We start from the raw sequence: 16,182 nt of genomic DNA, 5'->3' as shown, positions 1-16,182 counted from the left end.
TTGGTTTAATTAAAGTATGATGCGAACAAATTTTTCTCAATCATAAGGAAAACTTTATGAAATGTCATCGATTAAACGAAGTATTGGAACTTTTACAGCCTTATTGGTCTAAAGAACCTGACCTGCATTTAATGCAAATTTTGCAGAAAATTGCAGATGAAACAGGTTTTGATAAACCTGTTTCTGAATTAACTGATGAAGTGATTATTTACCATTTAAAAATGCATGGCACGGATAAATATGAGCCGATTCCAGGGATTAAAAAAGATTATGAAGAAGATTTTAAAACCGCATTGCTAAAAGCACGCGGAATTATTGAGTAATTAAGGATTGCAAATGAAAAAATTGTTTTTAGTTTTAGCTTCATTTTTATGTGTGTTTGCTGCTCAGGCACAGAACTTAACAGAAGGTAAACAATATGTAACATTAAATACCTCACCTTCAGCACAACCTGAAGTTATCGAGTTTTTTTCTTTTTACTGTCCACATTGTTATTCATTTGAATATGAATATCAAATTCCTAAAAAAGTCAAAGCGGATTTACCACAAGGAGTAGAGTTTAAACAATATCATGTGAATTTTTTAGGACCACAAGGTGAAAATTTAACACGTGCATGGTCGTTTGCTATGGCAACAGGCGTGGAAGATAAAGTGAAAGAGGCGCTTTTCCAAGCTGCACAAAAAAATGTATTACGTTCTATGGAAGATATTCGTAATATTTTCTTAAAGAAAGGTATTTCAGCTGAGCAATTTGATGGTGGCATTAACAGCTTTGCTGTTACAGCATTAGTAAATAAACAAGTGAATGCTGCAGAACAATTTAAGGTGCGTGGTGTGCCAGATTTCTATGTGAATGGACGTTATCGTATTAATCCCGAAGGGTTGAGCACGACGAGTAATGATGCTTTTATTAAAGATTATGTAGAAACTGTAAAAGGCTTATTGCAAAAATAATAAAAAATTGGTTTAATGCCTCGTTTTTAACAAAAGAGATTATTTTAAGAGGGATATTATGGCAGAAAGTTTTAGTGTGACGCGTCGTTTTTTCGATGATAAAAATTACCCAAGAGGTTTTTCACGTCATGGTGATTATACTATTAAAGAATCACAAGTACTTGAGCAATATGGTCAAGCTTTTAAAGCATTGGATTCAGGCGAGCGCGAACCAATCACTAAAGAAGAAAAAGACTTTGTTGCTTTTTGCCGTGGCGAGCGTCAACCTGAAACTTTTTTAGAGAAAACTTGGCATAAATATCGTTCTCGTATTTCAACTACAAAACGTGTTTATACGTTATCTGGCGTAGTTGGGACAGATAATTTAGACGATTTCTCAGCAGAATAATCGTAAATCCCATCAGATAAAAGGCTTGGCAGACGAAAAGAAAACCGAGCCTTTTACTTTTATCTTCAGTTATATGATAGACTTTATCTCATGCAAGACTCGCTCCCAATTGAACAATACGACTACTTATTGGTTGAAAAAAAACAAAAACTGACCGCTCTTTTATCTCCCTTTGATGCGCCTGAATTAACGGTATTTGCTTCACCAGCAAAACATTATCGTATGCGTGCAGAGTTCCGTATTTGGCATGATAAGGGTGATTTTTATCATGTCATGTTTGATCAAAAAACACGTCAGCGATATCGTGTTGATAGTTTTCCGATTGCGAGCCAATTAATTAATCAGATGATGAGTGCGTTGTTGCCATTATTGAAAAAAGAGAATGTGTTATATCATCGCTTATTTCAGATTGATTATTTGAGTACATTAAGTAATAAGCTCATTGTGAGTTTACTTTATCATAAGGAGCTTAATGAACAATGGGAACAGGCAGCACAGCAATTAAAAAAACAGCTACAAGTTCTAGGATTTGATGTACAAATAATTGGTCGTGCAAGTAAACAAAAAATTTGTCTCGAGCAAGAGTTTGTTGATGAGATTTTAACTGTACATGGTCAACCTTATCTCTATCGTCAAGTAGAAAATAGCTTTACTCAACCTAATGCAATAGTGAATCAAAAAATGTTGGAGTGGGCGGTTGATTGTACTCGAAACAGCCAAGGTGATTTATTAGAGCTTTATTGTGGAAATGGTAATTTTTCTATCGCTTTAGCGAAAAATTTCCGTAAAGTACTTGCAACTGAAATTGCAAAACCTTCTGTTTCCGCTGCACAGTTCAATATTGTTGCAAATAATATTGATAATTTACAAATTATTCGGATGTCGGCAGAAGAGTTTACTCAAGCGATGAATGGAATACGCACATTTAATCGCTTGAAAGGAATTGATTTAATGAGTTATCAATGTGACACGATTTTTGTCGATCCGCCACGGGCAGGGTTAGATCAGGCAACTGTCAAATTAGTACAGAATTATCAGCGTATTTTGTATATTTCATGTAATCCTCAGACCTTATGTCATAACTTACAAACACTTTGTCAAACGCATCGTATCGAAAAGGCAGCCTTGTTTGATCAATTTCCATATACTGATCATATGGAAACTGGTGTGTGGTTAATTCGGAAGTAAATAATGAAAATCCAGTTGATTTGTGAGAGTGGAAATACTGAAAATTTTATTGCACTTTGCCAAGCACAAGGTATAGAACAAGATTATTCAAGTTATTTGGCTTTAGTTCAAATTGATGATGAACAAGGACAAACTCGCTTAGAGCTACGTAAGTTAGATGAGCCTAAACTGGGTGCGGTATATGTGGACTTTGTGCATGGTGTGATGGCTCATCGTCGTAAGTTTGGCGGTGGACGAGGTGAGGCGATTGCTAAAGCAATTGGCATTAAAAAAGACTATTTGCCTACCGTCATCGATGCAACGGCTGGTTTAGGACGAGATGCCTTTGTATTGGCTTCTTTAGGCTGTAAAGTACGTCTTGTTGAACGTCACCCTGTTGTACGTTTGTTGCTGCAAGATGGTTTACAGCGCGCTTATGCTGATAAAGAAATCGGTGAGATGATGCAACAGAATATGCAATTATTAACGGTTCAACATATTGCACAATTACAGCCAGAAATTGATTTTGCTGATGCAGTTTATCTTGATCCAATGTATCCTCATAAACAAAAAAGTGCATTAGTTAAAAAAGAAATGCGCGTTTTTCAGCATTTAGTTGGCGCGGATATTGATGCAGATAATTTACTTGAGCCTGCATTAAAATTAGCAAAAAAGCGTGTCGTTGTTAAGCGACCAGATTATGCCAATTTTCTGGCACAGCACTCGCCAGATTTTAGTCGTGAAACGAAAAATCATCGTTTTGATATTTATGTAAAACATCATGAATAAGCTAGCATTGCTCTTATTTCCTTATTTAAGAAAAGAGTCAGCATAAATTGTGTAATGCTCAATATTTTACTCTGCTATGTCCTGTTCTCTAGGATAAATTGCGCCTAAACTTACCGCACTTTTTGCTCCCGTAACACTAGGTAAATTGGCAGGTTTATCATTTAAACGTTGATAAGCCAGCCAAGCAAAAGCAGCGGCTTCTACATCATCACCATTCAAACCATAATCATTTGTCGTTTCAACTCTCCAATCGGGTAATAACGCCACTAAACGTGCCATGAGCAATGGATTCTTCATGCCGCCACCACAAACGAGCAAATAACGAGGTAAAAGCGTTTGGATTTGTTGAAGTTGTGCCACGATACTCTGTGCAGTCAATTCAACTAGTGTCGCTTGTACGTCTTGTGGTCGAAGTGCGGTATGTTTTGCTAGTTTTTTGTTGAGCCAAGCTAAATTAAATAATTCTCGTCCTGTGCTTTTTGGTGGGGAGAAAGTAAAAAAAGGCTCATCTAATAAATCTTGTAGTAGTGTTTGATTGACTATGCCTGATTTTGCCCATTCAGCGTCTTTATCATAGGCTTTAGATTGATGTTTTTCAATCCATGCATCCAACAGTGTATTACCCGGTCCCATATCATAACCAATCACTTCTTCATTTGGCAGTAAACATGAAATATTACTGATACCACCGATGTTTAGTACGACTGTTGCTTGATTAGCTTTAGAAAATAAAGCTTGGTGAAAGGCAGGTACGAGTGGTGCACCTTGTCCTCCAAATGCCATATCTTTACGGCGGAAATCTGCTACTGTCGTAATCCCTGTTTTAGCTGCAATTAAATTCGCATCGCCAATTTGCATGGTAAATGGATATTGACCAGTAGGTGAGTGCCAAATAGTTTGTCCGTGACAACCTATAGCAGTAATTTGTGTAGCGGTAAGTTGGTATTTTTGTAAGAATTGTTTGATACAATCTGCATAGAGTAAGCCTAAACAATGATCTAACTCACCTAAAGCTTGTAAGGTCGTTTCGCCTGTATTACACAAAGTAGTAATTTTTTGTCTTAGGAGTGTTGGCATCGGATAAAACTCAGCATGAACAAGCTGAGGCTGAGGCGTAGAGAAATCCATTAAAGCGAGATCAACGCCATCTAAACTTGTGCCAGACATTACACCAATATAGTACATAATCTCTCCTTATCTCTCTTTTCTCGACAGTATGCAGCATCGTATTGTAAAGTACATTTCAAACCATAAATAAACGGTTAATGAGTATTTATAGTAAATGAATCACATTAATGCAGTTTATAATTAGCCCAATGCCAACTTATCAGATTGGTTGATTAAAAATAATTATTTAATCCATTCCACTACATCATCAAAGGCTTGGCGAGTTTTATCTCTTGGTTCATTTAAACGATAGCCGAAAGCGACCATCACACTGAGTTTGTACAATTTAGGATCGTAAAGCCCTTGTTCAACAAAAACTTGATCCATTTTTTCTAATGGAAAACCCTCTATTGGTGTTGAATCAACTCCGATCATCGCTGCACTTGTGAGCATATTTGCCATTGCAATGTAACTTTGACGGCATGCCCAATGATAGAAGGCATTTGGATTTTCAGTTAAAGCAAAGTCCTGTTCAGTAAAAATCCGATAGAAGTTTTGGCGCATTTTACGCATTTCTTCTGGGATGTGGTGAACATCTTGCATCATATATTGTGCATATTCCCCATCAGCAAGTAATGTATCAGGTTGGCGGACAAGTATTACCACAAAATGGCTACAATCGATCACTTTCTCTTTTGCCCCCCATGCAATATCACGGATAAGCTCTTTGATTTTTTGATTTTCAATGACTAAGAATTTCCAAGGTTCAAGACCAAAAGAGCTTGGGGAAAGTCGACCTGTTTCTAGAATAAAACGGAAGTCTTCGTCACTAATTTTCCTATTTGGATCATAAGCTTTACAAGCATGACGGTAGTGGAAAGCGTTGAGAATATCTGTTTTTGAAATAGTCATGTTGGTTTCCTTATAGTTTATTTATCGGGACTCGTCGATGACGATTTACGTTATTTATAGGTTCATATTAGGGATTGAAGATTCTTTGCCATATTACATGATGTAAACTAATTTATATGAACACTATATTATGAGCGTTATGAATAAAAGTGCGCTCTATTTTTCAACATTTTGCTTAGATGATCCGAGAAAACTGCTGTCTTTTCGCTTGTGCTCTTGAATAAGTATCAAAACATAAACAAATATTCCGAATTAATAAGCGTCCTTTGGCAGAAACTTGGATCTTATCTTCGCCAATTTCTACTAAACCATCTGCAGCTAATGGTGTAAGGAGTGCTAAATCCTCCGCAAAATGCTGTTTAAATTGAATGTGATATTGTTGTTCAATCGGATGATAATCCAGTTTAAAGTTACAAATGAGTTGTTTTATGACATCACGACGTAAACAGTCCTCTTGACTCATTACAAAGCCTTTATGTAACGCAATACCAGTATTATCTACCGCCGTATAATAATGTTTTAATTCTTTTTGATTTTGTGCGTAAGTATCGCCTAATAAACTAATTGCAGACACACCTAAGCCCAATAAATCGCATTCTTCTTGGGTGGTATAGCCTTGGAAATTGCGGTGTAGTACACCTTGCTTTTGGGCAATTGCTAACTCATCATCAGGTTTAGCAAAGTGATCCATACCAATGAAGGTGTAACCTGCGTTACCGAGTGTCTCGATCATGTTTTGTAAGATTGTTAATTTTGTTTCAGGAGCTGGTAGTTGTTCATTTTTAATTTTGGCTTGACCAGCAAAGCGGCTGGGTAAATGGGCATAGTTAAACACACTTAAACGATCAGGATTGAGTGCAATTACTTTTTGTAAGGTAAACATAAAGCTTTCTACATTTTGTAGAGGTAGCCCATAAATCAAATCGAGATTAGTTGATTGGAAACCTAATTCACGAGCACGTTTTAGTAATGCTTCAATAAAATGTTCATCTTGTTCACGATTGACTGCTTTTTGTACTTCTTTATTAAAATCTTGCACTCCCATGCTCATGCGATTAAAGCCAATATGACGTAAATGATCGAGCATAGGTAATTCAATTTCACGTGGGTCTATTTCAATGCTGATTTCTGCATTAGGGGAAATGTTAAAATGCTTACGTAACATTGTCATTAATCGTGAAGACTGTACTTCAGTTAAATAGGTTGGCGTACCTCCACCCCAATGCACTTGCGTAACGAGTCGGTTTTTAAATAAGGGTGCGCGTGTTTCGATTTCTTTTTCTAAAAAATCTAGATAAATATCCGCTTTGTGTTGGTGGCGAGTAATGACTTTATTACAAGCGCAAAAATAGCATAGTTTATGGCAGAAAGGAATATGAACATAAAGGGACAGTGGGCGTTCAGGATAACGTTGTGCTGCTTGAGTAAAATCCTGATTTGTATAACTTTCATTAAATTCTAACGCCGTTGGATAAGATGTATAACGTGGACCAGAATAGTTATACTTTTGAATTAATGCTGAGTCCCAAATAATTTCGGACATGGTTTCCCCTCAAAATTAAATATGTTCCATATCAGTGAGTAGCTGATGAATCTCCAACAAAATTTGTTTTTCTAAATCTGCTTCAGCACTTTCACGTTGCAAGTCTAAGCGCATACGCTCATTTTTCTTTAATTCTCGACGTTTCTCATGAGTTGGCATATCCATCACAACTTCATAGAGTTGGTTCATCGCTTGATAGTTTTTCAGTTTTTTACCTAATGGATCCAACAACATTTTGAGTCGAAGTACGCCTTCAGAATGATTACAATCGCCATTTTGCATTGCTTTGGCAATAATCACAATACTCTCTTTGAGGCGCTGAGTTCTCGCTGTACGAGCATGTTGAATTGCTTTTTTCTGTTTTTGTAACATGAGTAGTAGATAGCCCGCATAAGCGACCATCACAACAATAATCAGCACTGCAATAATGATTAAAAAAGTGGTCCACATAATGATTATCTAAATTGGTTAATATCGATTTTCTCGAAAGTTCGGTATAAATCTTCTTCATTATCTTCATCGTCATTAATACCGAGTTCATCCATTAATTGTGTGATACGTTCTAAGCAGTCATCGACAAATTGTTGATCTTCTAAACTTAATGTTTGCCCTGCCTCTAATTCATCTAACAACTGATTCAAACATTCATTATTTTCCAGTTGTTCTAATTCTAGCATTGGATCCAGTTGTTTCGTTTTTTCTTCTAATTGGACAGCAGGAATTGTCATTCCTTTTTCAGGTTTATTTACAAACTCAACAATTAGTGGCACTTTTTTACGACTACCAATGCGTGGATCTTTTTTCTCTGTGCTTTGATTATAGGTATTATTATCGACTGCACTATGGCGTGAGCCTGAAGCTAATCCTTTATGTTTACGTTTCTTTTTATCTTCACGAGCCTTGGCATCTAATTCATAACGCGTTAGTTTTTTGCCAGTTTTTCCCTTAGGCATCTCTATTTTTTTATCTGTTTTACGTGCAGGCATAATATCTGTTACGCGACGTGTTTTTTTCTTACGAGCCATGTTGTTTTCTCTTTCTCTATAATTGATTGAAGATTGTACCATTTAAAACCATTTTTACTTAATTAAAACTCAGGCTTTACTTCAAATAACATGCTTTGTTGGTTAATTGGGTGAGTAAAAGCTAAGCTTTCTGCATGTAAGCATAAACGTGTAGATAAAGTTTTAGCTTGAGGTGGGGCATAGAATTTATCACCCAAAATAGGGTGTCCTAAAGCTAACATATGTAATCTTAGTTGATGGGAACGACCAGTAATTGGCGTTAGTCTTACTCTTGTAGTATTGTTGGGATAGCGTGCTAAAACTTCATATAATGTGACCGCACTTTTACCACGCTCAAAACAGATTTTTTGGCGAGGGCGGTTTTCCCAGTCACAAATTAAAGGTAGGTTGATAACGCCCTGATCTTGTTCTACATGTCCCCAAACTAATGCTTGGTAGTGTTTCTTTGGTTCTCGTTCACGAAATTGGCGCTTTAGTTCGCGATCAGCTGCTTTGCTGAGGGCAAACAGAATAAGTCCACTAGTTGACATATCCAAGCGGTGTGCGGGCTCACAGAATCCGTATTTTTCTTTTACACGTGACATGGCACTATCATAATACTGCGGTTGATTTCCAGGAACAGAGAGCAGTCCGCTAGGTTTGTTGATGACGACAAAATGATCGTCGTAGTGAACAATATCCAGATAAGGTTCTGTGGGTGGATTGTAAGTGATTAAAGCCATTTTTTTCTGTTTTATATGCAGTGTGTTATTTTCTTTTTGTCTAAACAACGTCACTAAAGAAATCCCCCAGCTGACTACGTTTTCTTCATTCGAGTCTATTTTGATAGAAAACAGAGCGTCGCGTTGGAACAGGTTATATCGGGGATTTTCTTTTATATTTACTATTTATTCAAACTTATATAGATACAAGTATTATCCTTGTACGACTCGTTAAACGTGTGGTGATTTTCTAATGTATCATTCTTTGTTACTCACAATCACACGTAGGCTATCTAAACGCCATGTGGCTTGTTTTAGTTGAGCAAGAGACTGTGTACGGATAGCTTCGAGCGCATCGATTTCAGCTTGGCGGATATTTTTATTGACCGCTTGTAATGCAGTTAAACGATCTAATTCAGTACTGAGAGTATAATCTGCAAGCTGTTGTGCATTGTGGATAATTTGTTCCGCTTGTGCAATGACTTTTTGCTCACTTTGTTTTATTAGTTGTTCAATATTAGCACGCACCATTTTTACGACTTTGTTTGCCATGTTTTTACCAATTGGTTTCAACTGTTTTTGTAACGCATTGAAAGTCACTTGTTCAGCGAGATTATTGCCTTTTTGATCCAATAATAAACGAATAGGTGTAGGTGGCAAGAAACGAGTGAGTTGTAAGCCTTTTGGCGCTTGTGCTTCAACAACATAGATCATTTCAAGTAAAAGTGTTCCCGCAGGTAGAGCTTTATTAATTAATAAACTGACGGCACTTTTGCCAATATCGCCTGAAGTAATTAAGTCAATACCGTTGCGAATCATAGGATGATCCCAGCTTAAAAAGTCGAGATCTTCACGTGCAAGTGAAAGTTGGCGATCAAAAGTAACTGTTGTACCTTCTTCTTTTAAACCCGGAAAATCTGGCACAAGCATAGTACCTGTTGGACTAATAACAATTGATTTTTCACCTAAGTCTTCTTGTTCCAGTCCAATAATATCAAATAGATTTAACGCAAAATTAATTAATTCTGGTGAGCTATCTTGCTGCTCTATATCGCTTGCAAGATGTTGTGCTTGTTCGCCCCCATTAGAATTTAATTCTAATAAACGATCACGACCTTTTTCTAAGACCTGTTTAAGTGCTATTTGCTGCTTACGTGTCTGAGTAATGAAGTCATCAAAACCATCAAGTTCGGTTGGTTTTTGTAAAATTTGATTAAGTTGTTGTTGGTATCTTTCAAACAATGTCATCCCCATTGGACAGGTTTCCTCAAAGGCATTTAGTCCTTCGTGATACCAACGAGCGAGAACGATTTGTACACTATCTGCAAAACAAGGGACATGAATTTGAATATCGCGTGTTTGTCCAATACGATCTAATCGACCAATACATTGCTCTAATAAATCAGGGTTATCAGGTAAGTTAAAGAGTACAATGTGACAAGCAAATTGGAAGTTACGCCCTTCTGAACCTATACTTGAGCTGAGTAATACCTGAGCGCCCTCTTCTGTCTGAGCAAAATATGCAGCAGCGCGATCACGTTCGATAATTGTCATTTTCTCATGAAAAACAGCAGCACGAATGGCTTCTTTTTCACGTAATGCTTGTTCCAATTGAATCGCTGTATTAGCATGGCGACAAATCACTAATACTTTTTCATCACGGTGATTTTTTAGAAAGGTGATGAGCCATTCAACTCTTGGATCAAAGTCCCACCAACGTGCCTCAGGATTGAGCTTCTGGAACATTTGTTCGGGGTAGAATGCGTCTTTTTCGGCGATTTCACCGAGCATTGTTAATACATTGGCTGCATTACTATATTGCTTGGGTAAAGCTAAGGTAATTTGGTTGTAGGTGCGATGTGGGAAGCCTTTAACACCTTGGCGGGTGTTGCGAAATAACACACGGCTTGTACCATGACGATCAATTAAATTATGTATCAATTCTTGGCGAGCAAGTGTTTTGTGTTCTGGGTTGGCTTGAGAGTCAATGACTTTCAACATTGGTTCAATGTCTTGCTCCGCTAATAGCTCAGCTATATGATTTTTTTCTACCGCACTTAATGGTTTATCTGCTAATAAACTCTGTACAGCATCTGCGACAGGTTGATATTGCCTTTGTTCTTGTACAAAGGCATTGTAATCATAGAAACGATCAGGGTCGAGCAAACTCAAACGGGCAAAATGGCTTTCTTGACCTAATTGTTCTGGCGTGGCAGTGAGTAATAAGACGGCTGGAATTTGGCGTGCGAGCTGCTCCACAAGTTGATATTCTAAGCTCGGGTTGTCTTCTGACCAAGCCAGATGATGCGCTTCATCGACAATCAACATGTCAAAGCCTGCCTCAAGCAGTTGTTCTACTCGTTTTGGTGTTGTACGCAACCAATCTAGGGCACAGATAATCTGTGATTCAGTAGTGAAAGGATTGGTCCATAATGCTGAAGTGGGATCTTCAAAATCAGCACAGCGTTCTTCATCGAATAAAGAAAAATGCAAGTTAAAACGACGTAGCATTTCAACTAACCATTGATGCTGCAGCGTTTCAGGGACAATAATCAGTACACGTTCCACTTTTTCAGCAAATAACTGCTGTTGTAAAATCATGCCAGCTTCAATTGTTTTGCCTAAGCCTACTTCATCCGCTAATAACACACGTGGTGCACTACGTTGACCTACTTCTTTAGCAATATGTAATTGGTGGGGGATCAGTCCTGCACGAATACCACGTAAACCACGTAGAGGAGATTGAAATTGTGCTTGTTGATGTATTAATGCGTTATAGCGCAAACTAAAATGTTCATTACGATCAATTTGTGCAGTAAATAAACGGTCTTGAGGTTTGCTAAACGTGACTTGATGAGCTAAATCCATTTCATGAATCGTCACTTCTTCATAATTATCAAGACGTTTAACTAAATAAAATGCCACATCTTTGTTTTCTAAAATATCTAAGATGCGTCCCTTCCAACCTTCTTGATGGATAATTTCATCATTAACTTGAAATAAAACGCGTGTTAAAGGTGCAGAATCTAATGCATAAATACGTTGTTCTTCTGAGGCAGGGAATAAAATTGTGACACTACGTATATCAATATTTATAATGATTCCTAAACCAAGATTATTTTCACTTTCACTGATCCAACGTTGACCGACTGCAAATGCCATATGTAATTACTTTCTCTTATTGCTTTTATAAAAAATAGCCAGCTATTTTAGCGATGTTAAGTTAAAAAATAAAATGAAATATAGGAGTTTATTAGGCGTAGTAAAAAAGGATAAATTTATCTCATATGTCACAAAATGCTAGTTTGTTTTAATTTTTGTTGATTAAATGTAGCTTATGATTGACATGTTATGGCGAAAGTGTAAAACTTTTGTTCATGTTTTAATATGTTAACCTTTTTTCTACTATTTTTGACTTAACGAAAATACGTTTTTTGTATTAACAAAGTGAGGTAATTTATGATGAAGCTCAATTTAGAGGCGATTAAAAATGAATTTTTAGGGGGCTGGAAACCATTTGAAGTTGCTTGGCTTTCTCTCTTTTTAATTGCACAGATCGTCATTTACATTCAAAACCCAGAATCAATTTTAGCAATGGTATCTGGTATTGCAGGGATTTTATGTGTTGTGTTTGTGAGTAAAGGAAAAATCAGTAATTATTTCTTTGGTTTGATTTTTGCTTATACCTATTTTTATGTGGCTTGGGGAGCAAACTATCTTGGTGAAATGAATACCGTGCTTTATGTATATATCCCTGCACAATTCATTGGTTACTTTCTCTGGAAAAATAATTTACAGAAAGAAACTACAAATACAGAAAGTGTGATCAGTAAATCTCTCACTTTAAAAGGTTGGGCGATTACATTAAGTGCAATTGTAATCGGGACATTATTGTTTGTACAAGCACTTAATGCTGCTGGTGGTAGCTCAACAGGCTTAGATGGCTTAACAACAATCATTGTAGTGGTTGCACAGTTGCTTATGGTTCTACGTTATCGTGAACAATGGATTTTATGGATAGTGCTTAATGTGATTTCTATTGTGCTTTGGACACAAGCCGAAGAGGGATCATTATCTATGGTTACAATGTATTCTGCCTATTTATTAAATTCTATTTATGGTTATTATAATTGGCGTAAACTTGAGCAAGTCTAAATTAGGTCTCACAAAAGGAGAATGCCATGTCTGTGACAATTATTTCCGCACAAGATGCACAACAGCGTTGTCTTGCTGGTGCAGTTTTAGTTGATATTCGCCAACCTGATGAACACCGTCGTGAACATATCGCTGGAGCAAAATCTATCCCATTAGATGAATTAAAACAGGGGCTTTGTACGCAGCTGAAAGATGAAAAAGTGATTATTTTCCATTGTAAATCAGGTATGCGTACACAAAATGCACAAGCAATACTAGCGCAATATACTGACTGTGGTGCAGAAGTTTATATTATTGAGAAAGGCATCGACGGTTGGAAAGCGGCGAATCTCCCCGTTATATTTGATAAAAAACAGCCACTAGAAATGATGCGCCAAGTACAAATTGCCGCAGGTACATTAGTATTATTAGGGGCAATTTTAGGTTTAGTCGCCTCTCCTTATTTCTTTGCTATCCCAATATTTGTTGGTGCAGGTTTAATTTTTGCAGGCGTCACAGGTTTTTGTGGTATGGCGCGCTTATTAGCCTTCATGTCGTGGAATAAATAGTCTGATATTATCCCCTCTCAATTAAGAGGGGATTTTTTATGCTCCAAAATGTTTATCTACTTCTTATTTATTAAACAATAAGTCTATTTTGATATTATTTGAATCACTACCAAATAAGCAAATTGGAAATTATCGAACGAGTTTAACTTCGAAAGAAAATATTTAAATATCAAGTGGATAGTTTAAAATTTAAGGTAAAATTCGCGAGTAAGTGCGATGAAATCGGGGTGATATTGGTTGTTTTTATCGTGAATCATTATCTGGCTTTTTTGAGTTACGTGAGACTGTGTGGAAAAAGTCAGTAACAAGCGTTGTGGTGATTTACCTTGTTTGGTGATGACTTCGCAGTACTGCGTACAATAAAGTGCGGTCTGTTTTAACAAAGTTTTACCAGCTTCATAGGGAAGGACTAAACTTATTTTACCTTGTTCAGTAAGACAATGAGTGGCGAAATGAAGCCAATCAGCATGTGTTTGTTGTTGAGCATAACGTGCAAGCTGACGCTGTTCCGTGCGACAAGCTACACCTTGTGGAAAATAAGGCGGGTTGGCAACAATTAAATCAAATTTTTCCTGTGTATTGAGACAAAAGTTTGCAACATCTTGTTCTAGTAAACTCACTTTTGCTGCCCATTTTGATTGTTCAATATTGGTTTTTGCTTGTAAAAATGCGTCGTGATCTAATTCAATAGCCCAAATATGGCTTTCTACGTTACTACGTTGTGCTAACATTAAAGCAATTAAGCCTGTACCTGTACCCAGATCTAATATTCGTTTAGCTTCTTTTACTTCTGCCCAAGCGCCTAATAAAATGCCGTCTGTCCCTACTTTCATCGCACAGCGATCATGATGGATATGAAATTGCTTAAAAGTAAAACCATTATTTTTAGCTGACATAAATTTCCTTAAAACAGACCGCACTTACTATACTGTTTTTCTTCATTTCGTGATAAGTACAAAGTACGCTATAATCTGCCACAATTTTTCATTAATAGAAACTCACAAACCATGACATTAGCACATTTCGACGATTTTGATCTTGATCCTGCCTTACTTAAGGCGCTGAAACAAAAAGGCTATATTCGCCCTACTGCTATTCAGCAACAAGCCATTCCTGCTGCAATGGAACAACGAGATATTTTAGGTTCTGCACCAACAGGAACGGGCAAAACGGCGGCCTTTCTTTTACCAGCCATTCAACACTTATTAGATTATCCTCGTCGTAAGCCAGGTGCGCCACGTGTTTTGATTTTAACACCCACACGTGAATTAGCGATGCAAGTGGCAGAACAAGCAGAGATATTCGCAACCTTTACTCACTTAAGTATTGCGACTATCACTGGCGGCGTTGCTTATCAAAATCACGGTGAAGTGTTTAATAAGAATCAAGATATTGTTGTTGCAACACCGGGGCGCTTATTACAGTACATTAAAGAAGAAAACTTTGATTGTCGTTCCGTCGAAATTCTTATTTTTGATGAAGCGGATCGCATGTTACAGATGGGGTTTGGGCAAGATGCAGAGAAAATTGCTGCAGAAACGCGTTGGCGTCAACAAACACTGCTTTTTTCTGCGACATTAGAAGGGGAGCTGTTGATTGATTTTGCCTCTCGTCTATTAACCGAACCTGTCCAAGTAGATGCCGAACCAAGCCGTCGTGAGCGTAAAAAAATCCAGCAATGGTACTACCATGCAGATAGTTATGAACATAAAACTAAGCTATTAGCACGTTTTATTGAACAAGAACAAGTATCACGAGGTATTGTATTTGTACGTCGTCGTGAAGATACTCGAGTTTTATCTGAAACCTTGCGTAAACGAGGTATTCGCTCGACTTACTTAGAAGGTGAAATGGCTCAAACGCAACGTAATAATGCGATTGATAAGCTAAAAAATGGCATCGTTACTGTATTAGTTGCTACAGATGTAGCTGCACGTGGGATTGATATTGATGATGTTAGTCATGTAATGAATTTTGATTTACCTTACAGTGCAGACACTTATTTACATCGTATTGGGCGCACTGCTCGAGCGGGAAAAAAAGGTGTTGCTGTTTCGTTTATTGAAGCTCATGATTACAAATTGTTGGGCAAAGTTAAACGCTACACTGATGAACTATTAAAAGCACGTACTATTGAAGGTCTAGAGCCTCGTACTAAAGCGCCTAAAGATGGTGAAGTGAAAACAGTCAGCAAAAAGCAAAAAGCGCGAATCAAAGCAAAACGAGAAGAAAAGCAAAAACAAATACAGCAGAAAAAAGTAAAAATACGGCATAAAGATAGCAAAAATATTGGTAAGCGCCGTAAACCCAGCGGACAAGTCAGCCAAACTGATTAATTTATTATACAGGTAACCCTTTTTTCTTAATGAGTTTTTTATCTAATAAGATCAAAGGGTTATTTTTATAGCTAAAAAAAGGGTTTTCGTATATAAAATGTGCAAAAGCTTGATAAATATTGAGGTCTGAATTAAACTGCCAAAGCTCACTGCCGCATAGGCAGCTTAGAAAAATGAGGTGTAGCGTCATGATGAGGCTCTGCTGCTCACTGCCGCATAGGCAGCTTAGAAAAATATGCCCGCACTGCTTTGTAGTTGTCGCTTGCTCACTGCCGCATAGGCAGCTTAGAAATGCTGTATAGTTACCAATATTGTATGTTGCTCGCTCACTGCCGCATAGGCAGCTTAGAAAGCATTTTGCGCCGCGATATTATTCTGCAGATGGCTCACTGCCGCATAGGCAGCTTAGAAATGAAATCTGGTAATTACGATAATGCTTATTATGCTCACTGCCGCATAGGCAGCTTAGAAAACTAAATGACCCCCCTTTGCCATCACCATAATGCTCACTGCCGCATAGGCAGCTTAGAAATAAGTTTAAAAATGAACACTCAATA

Annotated in this window: 16 protein-coding genes and 1 CRISPR repeat array (1 of these 17 cut by a window edge); of the genes, 8 read left to right on the top strand and 8 right to left on the bottom strand. The window is 37.3% G+C overall.

What is annotated here, in order from left to right; translation table 11 throughout:
- The first annotated feature begins 56 nt into the window (after positions 1-56).
- The 5 genes from K7G93_RS07480 to K7G93_RS07460 all read left to right on the top strand — a co-directional run bounded on the left by K7G93_RS07480 (position 57) and on the right by K7G93_RS07460 (position 3,298).
- Positions 57-323, top strand: a complete 267-nt coding sequence (locus K7G93_RS07480) for a YihD family protein (protein WP_115323208.1) — start codon at positions 57-59, stop codon at positions 321-323.
- A 13-nt stretch (positions 324-336) separates the two neighbouring features.
- Complete coding sequence (gene dsbA, locus K7G93_RS07475; RefSeq protein ID WP_115323207.1) at positions 337-954, top strand: thiol:disulfide interchange protein DsbA; 618 nt, start codon at positions 337-339, stop codon at positions 952-954.
- A 58-nt stretch (positions 955-1,012) separates the two neighbouring features.
- Positions 1,013-1,342 carry a MaoP family protein gene (locus K7G93_RS07470; RefSeq protein ID WP_228400353.1) on the top strand — a complete coding sequence of 110 codons (330 nt, stop codon included), beginning with the start codon at positions 1,013-1,015 and terminating at the stop codon, positions 1,340-1,342.
- A 90-nt stretch (positions 1,343-1,432) separates the two neighbouring features.
- The gene (gene trmA / locus K7G93_RS07465; RefSeq protein WP_191135398.1) at positions 1,433-2,530 is read left to right on the top strand and encodes a tRNA (uridine(54)-C5)-methyltransferase TrmA; all 1,098 of its coding nucleotides are present in this window, start codon (positions 1,433-1,435) and stop codon (positions 2,528-2,530) included.
- Between the two features lie 3 nt (positions 2,531-2,533).
- Positions 2,534-3,298 (top strand): class I SAM-dependent methyltransferase, encoded by a 765-nt coding sequence (locus K7G93_RS07460; protein WP_228400352.1) that lies wholly within the window; start codon positions 2,534-2,536, stop codon positions 3,296-3,298.
- Positions 3,299-3,364: 66 nt separating this feature from the next.
- Here the strand turns inward: K7G93_RS07460 and K7G93_RS07455 are convergent, their stop codons facing one another.
- The 7 genes from K7G93_RS07455 to rapA form a co-directional block, all read right to left on the bottom strand.
- Positions 3,365-4,483, bottom strand: a complete 1,119-nt coding sequence (locus tag K7G93_RS07455) for an anhydro-N-acetylmuramic acid kinase (RefSeq protein ID WP_228400351.1) — start codon at positions 4,481-4,483, stop codon at positions 3,365-3,367.
- Positions 4,484-4,648: 165 nt separating this feature from the next.
- Complete coding sequence (locus K7G93_RS07450) at positions 4,649-5,317, bottom strand: NAD(P)H-dependent oxidoreductase (protein WP_228400350.1); 669 nt, start codon at positions 5,315-5,317, stop codon at positions 4,649-4,651.
- A 175-nt stretch (positions 5,318-5,492) separates the two neighbouring features.
- Positions 5,493-6,860, bottom strand: coding sequence for an oxygen-independent coproporphyrinogen III oxidase (gene hemN, locus K7G93_RS07445; protein WP_228400349.1), 1,368 nt, complete (start codon positions 6,858-6,860; stop codon positions 5,493-5,495).
- A 15-nt stretch (positions 6,861-6,875) separates the two neighbouring features.
- Positions 6,876-7,310: a DUF2489 domain-containing protein gene (locus tag K7G93_RS07440; protein WP_049215626.1), complete on the bottom strand. Its 435-nt coding sequence runs from the start codon at positions 7,308-7,310 to the stop codon at positions 6,876-6,878.
- Between the two features lie 5 nt (positions 7,311-7,315).
- Complete coding sequence (gene yihI, locus K7G93_RS07435; RefSeq protein ID WP_228400348.1) at positions 7,316-7,885, bottom strand: Der GTPase-activating protein YihI; 570 nt, start codon at positions 7,883-7,885, stop codon at positions 7,316-7,318.
- A 62-nt stretch (positions 7,886-7,947) separates the two neighbouring features.
- A complete protein-coding gene (rluA, locus tag K7G93_RS07430) occupies positions 7,948-8,607 on the bottom strand; it encodes a bifunctional tRNA pseudouridine(32) synthase/23S rRNA pseudouridine(746) synthase RluA (RefSeq protein ID WP_049215628.1) in 660 nt (219 codons plus the stop codon).
- 237 nt (positions 8,608-8,844) lie between these two features.
- A complete protein-coding gene (gene rapA / locus K7G93_RS07425) occupies positions 8,845-11,748 on the bottom strand; it encodes an RNA polymerase-associated protein RapA (RefSeq protein WP_049215629.1) in 2,904 nt (967 codons plus the stop codon).
- 300 nt (positions 11,749-12,048) lie between these two features.
- Here rapA and pnuC point away from each other — a divergent pair, with 300 nt between their 5' ends.
- Positions 12,049-12,741: a nicotinamide riboside transporter PnuC gene (gene pnuC / locus K7G93_RS07420; protein ID WP_049215631.1), complete on the top strand. Its 693-nt coding sequence runs from the start codon at positions 12,049-12,051 to the stop codon at positions 12,739-12,741.
- 26 nt (positions 12,742-12,767) lie between these two features.
- Complete coding sequence (locus K7G93_RS07415) at positions 12,768-13,289, top strand: rhodanese family protein (RefSeq protein ID WP_226690840.1); 522 nt, start codon at positions 12,768-12,770, stop codon at positions 13,287-13,289.
- 182 nt (positions 13,290-13,471) lie between these two features.
- Here the strand turns inward: K7G93_RS07415 and K7G93_RS07410 are convergent, their stop codons facing one another.
- Positions 13,472-14,185 carry a tRNA1(Val) (adenine(37)-N6)-methyltransferase gene (locus K7G93_RS07410; RefSeq protein WP_226690839.1) on the bottom strand — a complete coding sequence of 238 codons (714 nt, stop codon included), beginning with the start codon at positions 14,183-14,185 and terminating at the stop codon, positions 13,472-13,474.
- Between the two features lie 111 nt (positions 14,186-14,296).
- Here K7G93_RS07410 and srmB point away from each other — a divergent pair, with 111 nt between their 5' ends.
- Positions 14,297-15,625 (top strand): ATP-dependent RNA helicase SrmB, encoded by a 1,329-nt coding sequence (srmB, locus tag K7G93_RS07405; RefSeq protein ID WP_049215635.1) that lies wholly within the window; start codon positions 14,297-14,299, stop codon positions 15,623-15,625.
- Positions 15,626-15,769: 144 nt separating this feature from the next.
- A CRISPR array of direct repeats spans positions 15,770-16,182; the repeat unit is 28 nt; unit sequence GCTCACTGCCGCATAGGCAGCTTAGAAA (it continues 575 nt past the right edge of the window).

Origin of the sequence: Pasteurella canis, from assembly GCF_020810675.1 — a bacterium.
Lineage (GTDB): Bacteria > Pseudomonadota > Gammaproteobacteria > Enterobacterales > Pasteurellaceae > Pasteurella > Pasteurella canis.
The sequence above is the reverse complement of the archived record's forward strand: the minus strand, read 5'-3'. Positions and strand labels throughout refer to the sequence as shown.

What these genes read in the sequence shown, in the direction of transcription:
- K7G93_RS07455 (WP_228400351.1), bottom strand. Translation starts at nt 4,483, where the DNA reads ATGTACTATATTGGTGTAATGTCTGGCACAAGTTTAGATGGCGTTGAT.
- K7G93_RS07460 (WP_228400352.1), top strand. Translation starts at nt 2,534, where the DNA reads ATGAAAATCCAGTTGATTTGTGAGAGTGGAAATACTGAAAATTTTATT.
- dsbA (WP_115323207.1), top strand. Translation starts at nt 337, where the DNA reads ATGAAAAAATTGTTTTTAGTTTTAGCTTCATTTTTATGTGTGTTTGCT.
- trmA (WP_191135398.1), top strand. Translation starts at nt 1,433, where the DNA reads ATGCAAGACTCGCTCCCAATTGAACAATACGACTACTTATTGGTTGAA.
- K7G93_RS07470 (WP_228400353.1), top strand. Translation starts at nt 1,013, where the DNA reads ATGGCAGAAAGTTTTAGTGTGACGCGTCGTTTTTTCGATGATAAAAAT.
- K7G93_RS07410 (WP_226690839.1), bottom strand. Translation starts at nt 14,185, where the DNA reads ATGTCAGCTAAAAATAATGGTTTTACTTTTAAGCAATTTCATATCCAT.
- rluA (WP_049215628.1), bottom strand. Translation starts at nt 8,607, where the DNA reads ATGGCTTTAATCACTTACAATCCACCCACAGAACCTTATCTGGATATT.
- K7G93_RS07480 (WP_115323208.1), top strand. Translation starts at nt 57, where the DNA reads ATGAAATGTCATCGATTAAACGAAGTATTGGAACTTTTACAGCCTTAT.
- K7G93_RS07440 (WP_049215626.1), bottom strand. Translation starts at nt 7,310, where the DNA reads ATGTGGACCACTTTTTTAATCATTATTGCAGTGCTGATTATTGTTGTG.
- rapA (WP_049215629.1), bottom strand. Translation starts at nt 11,748, where the DNA reads ATGGCATTTGCAGTCGGTCAACGTTGGATCAGTGAAAGTGAAAATAAT.
- srmB (WP_049215635.1), top strand. Translation starts at nt 14,297, where the DNA reads ATGACATTAGCACATTTCGACGATTTTGATCTTGATCCTGCCTTACTT.
- K7G93_RS07415 (WP_226690840.1), top strand. Translation starts at nt 12,768, where the DNA reads ATGTCTGTGACAATTATTTCCGCACAAGATGCACAACAGCGTTGTCTT.
- pnuC (WP_049215631.1), top strand. Translation starts at nt 12,049, where the DNA reads ATGAAGCTCAATTTAGAGGCGATTAAAAATGAATTTTTAGGGGGCTGG.
- hemN (WP_228400349.1), bottom strand. Translation starts at nt 6,860, where the DNA reads ATGTCCGAAATTATTTGGGACTCAGCATTAATTCAAAAGTATAACTAT.
- yihI (WP_228400348.1), bottom strand. Translation starts at nt 7,885, where the DNA reads ATGGCTCGTAAGAAAAAAACACGTCGCGTAACAGATATTATGCCTGCA.
- K7G93_RS07450 (WP_228400350.1), bottom strand. Translation starts at nt 5,317, where the DNA reads ATGACTATTTCAAAAACAGATATTCTCAACGCTTTCCACTACCGTCAT.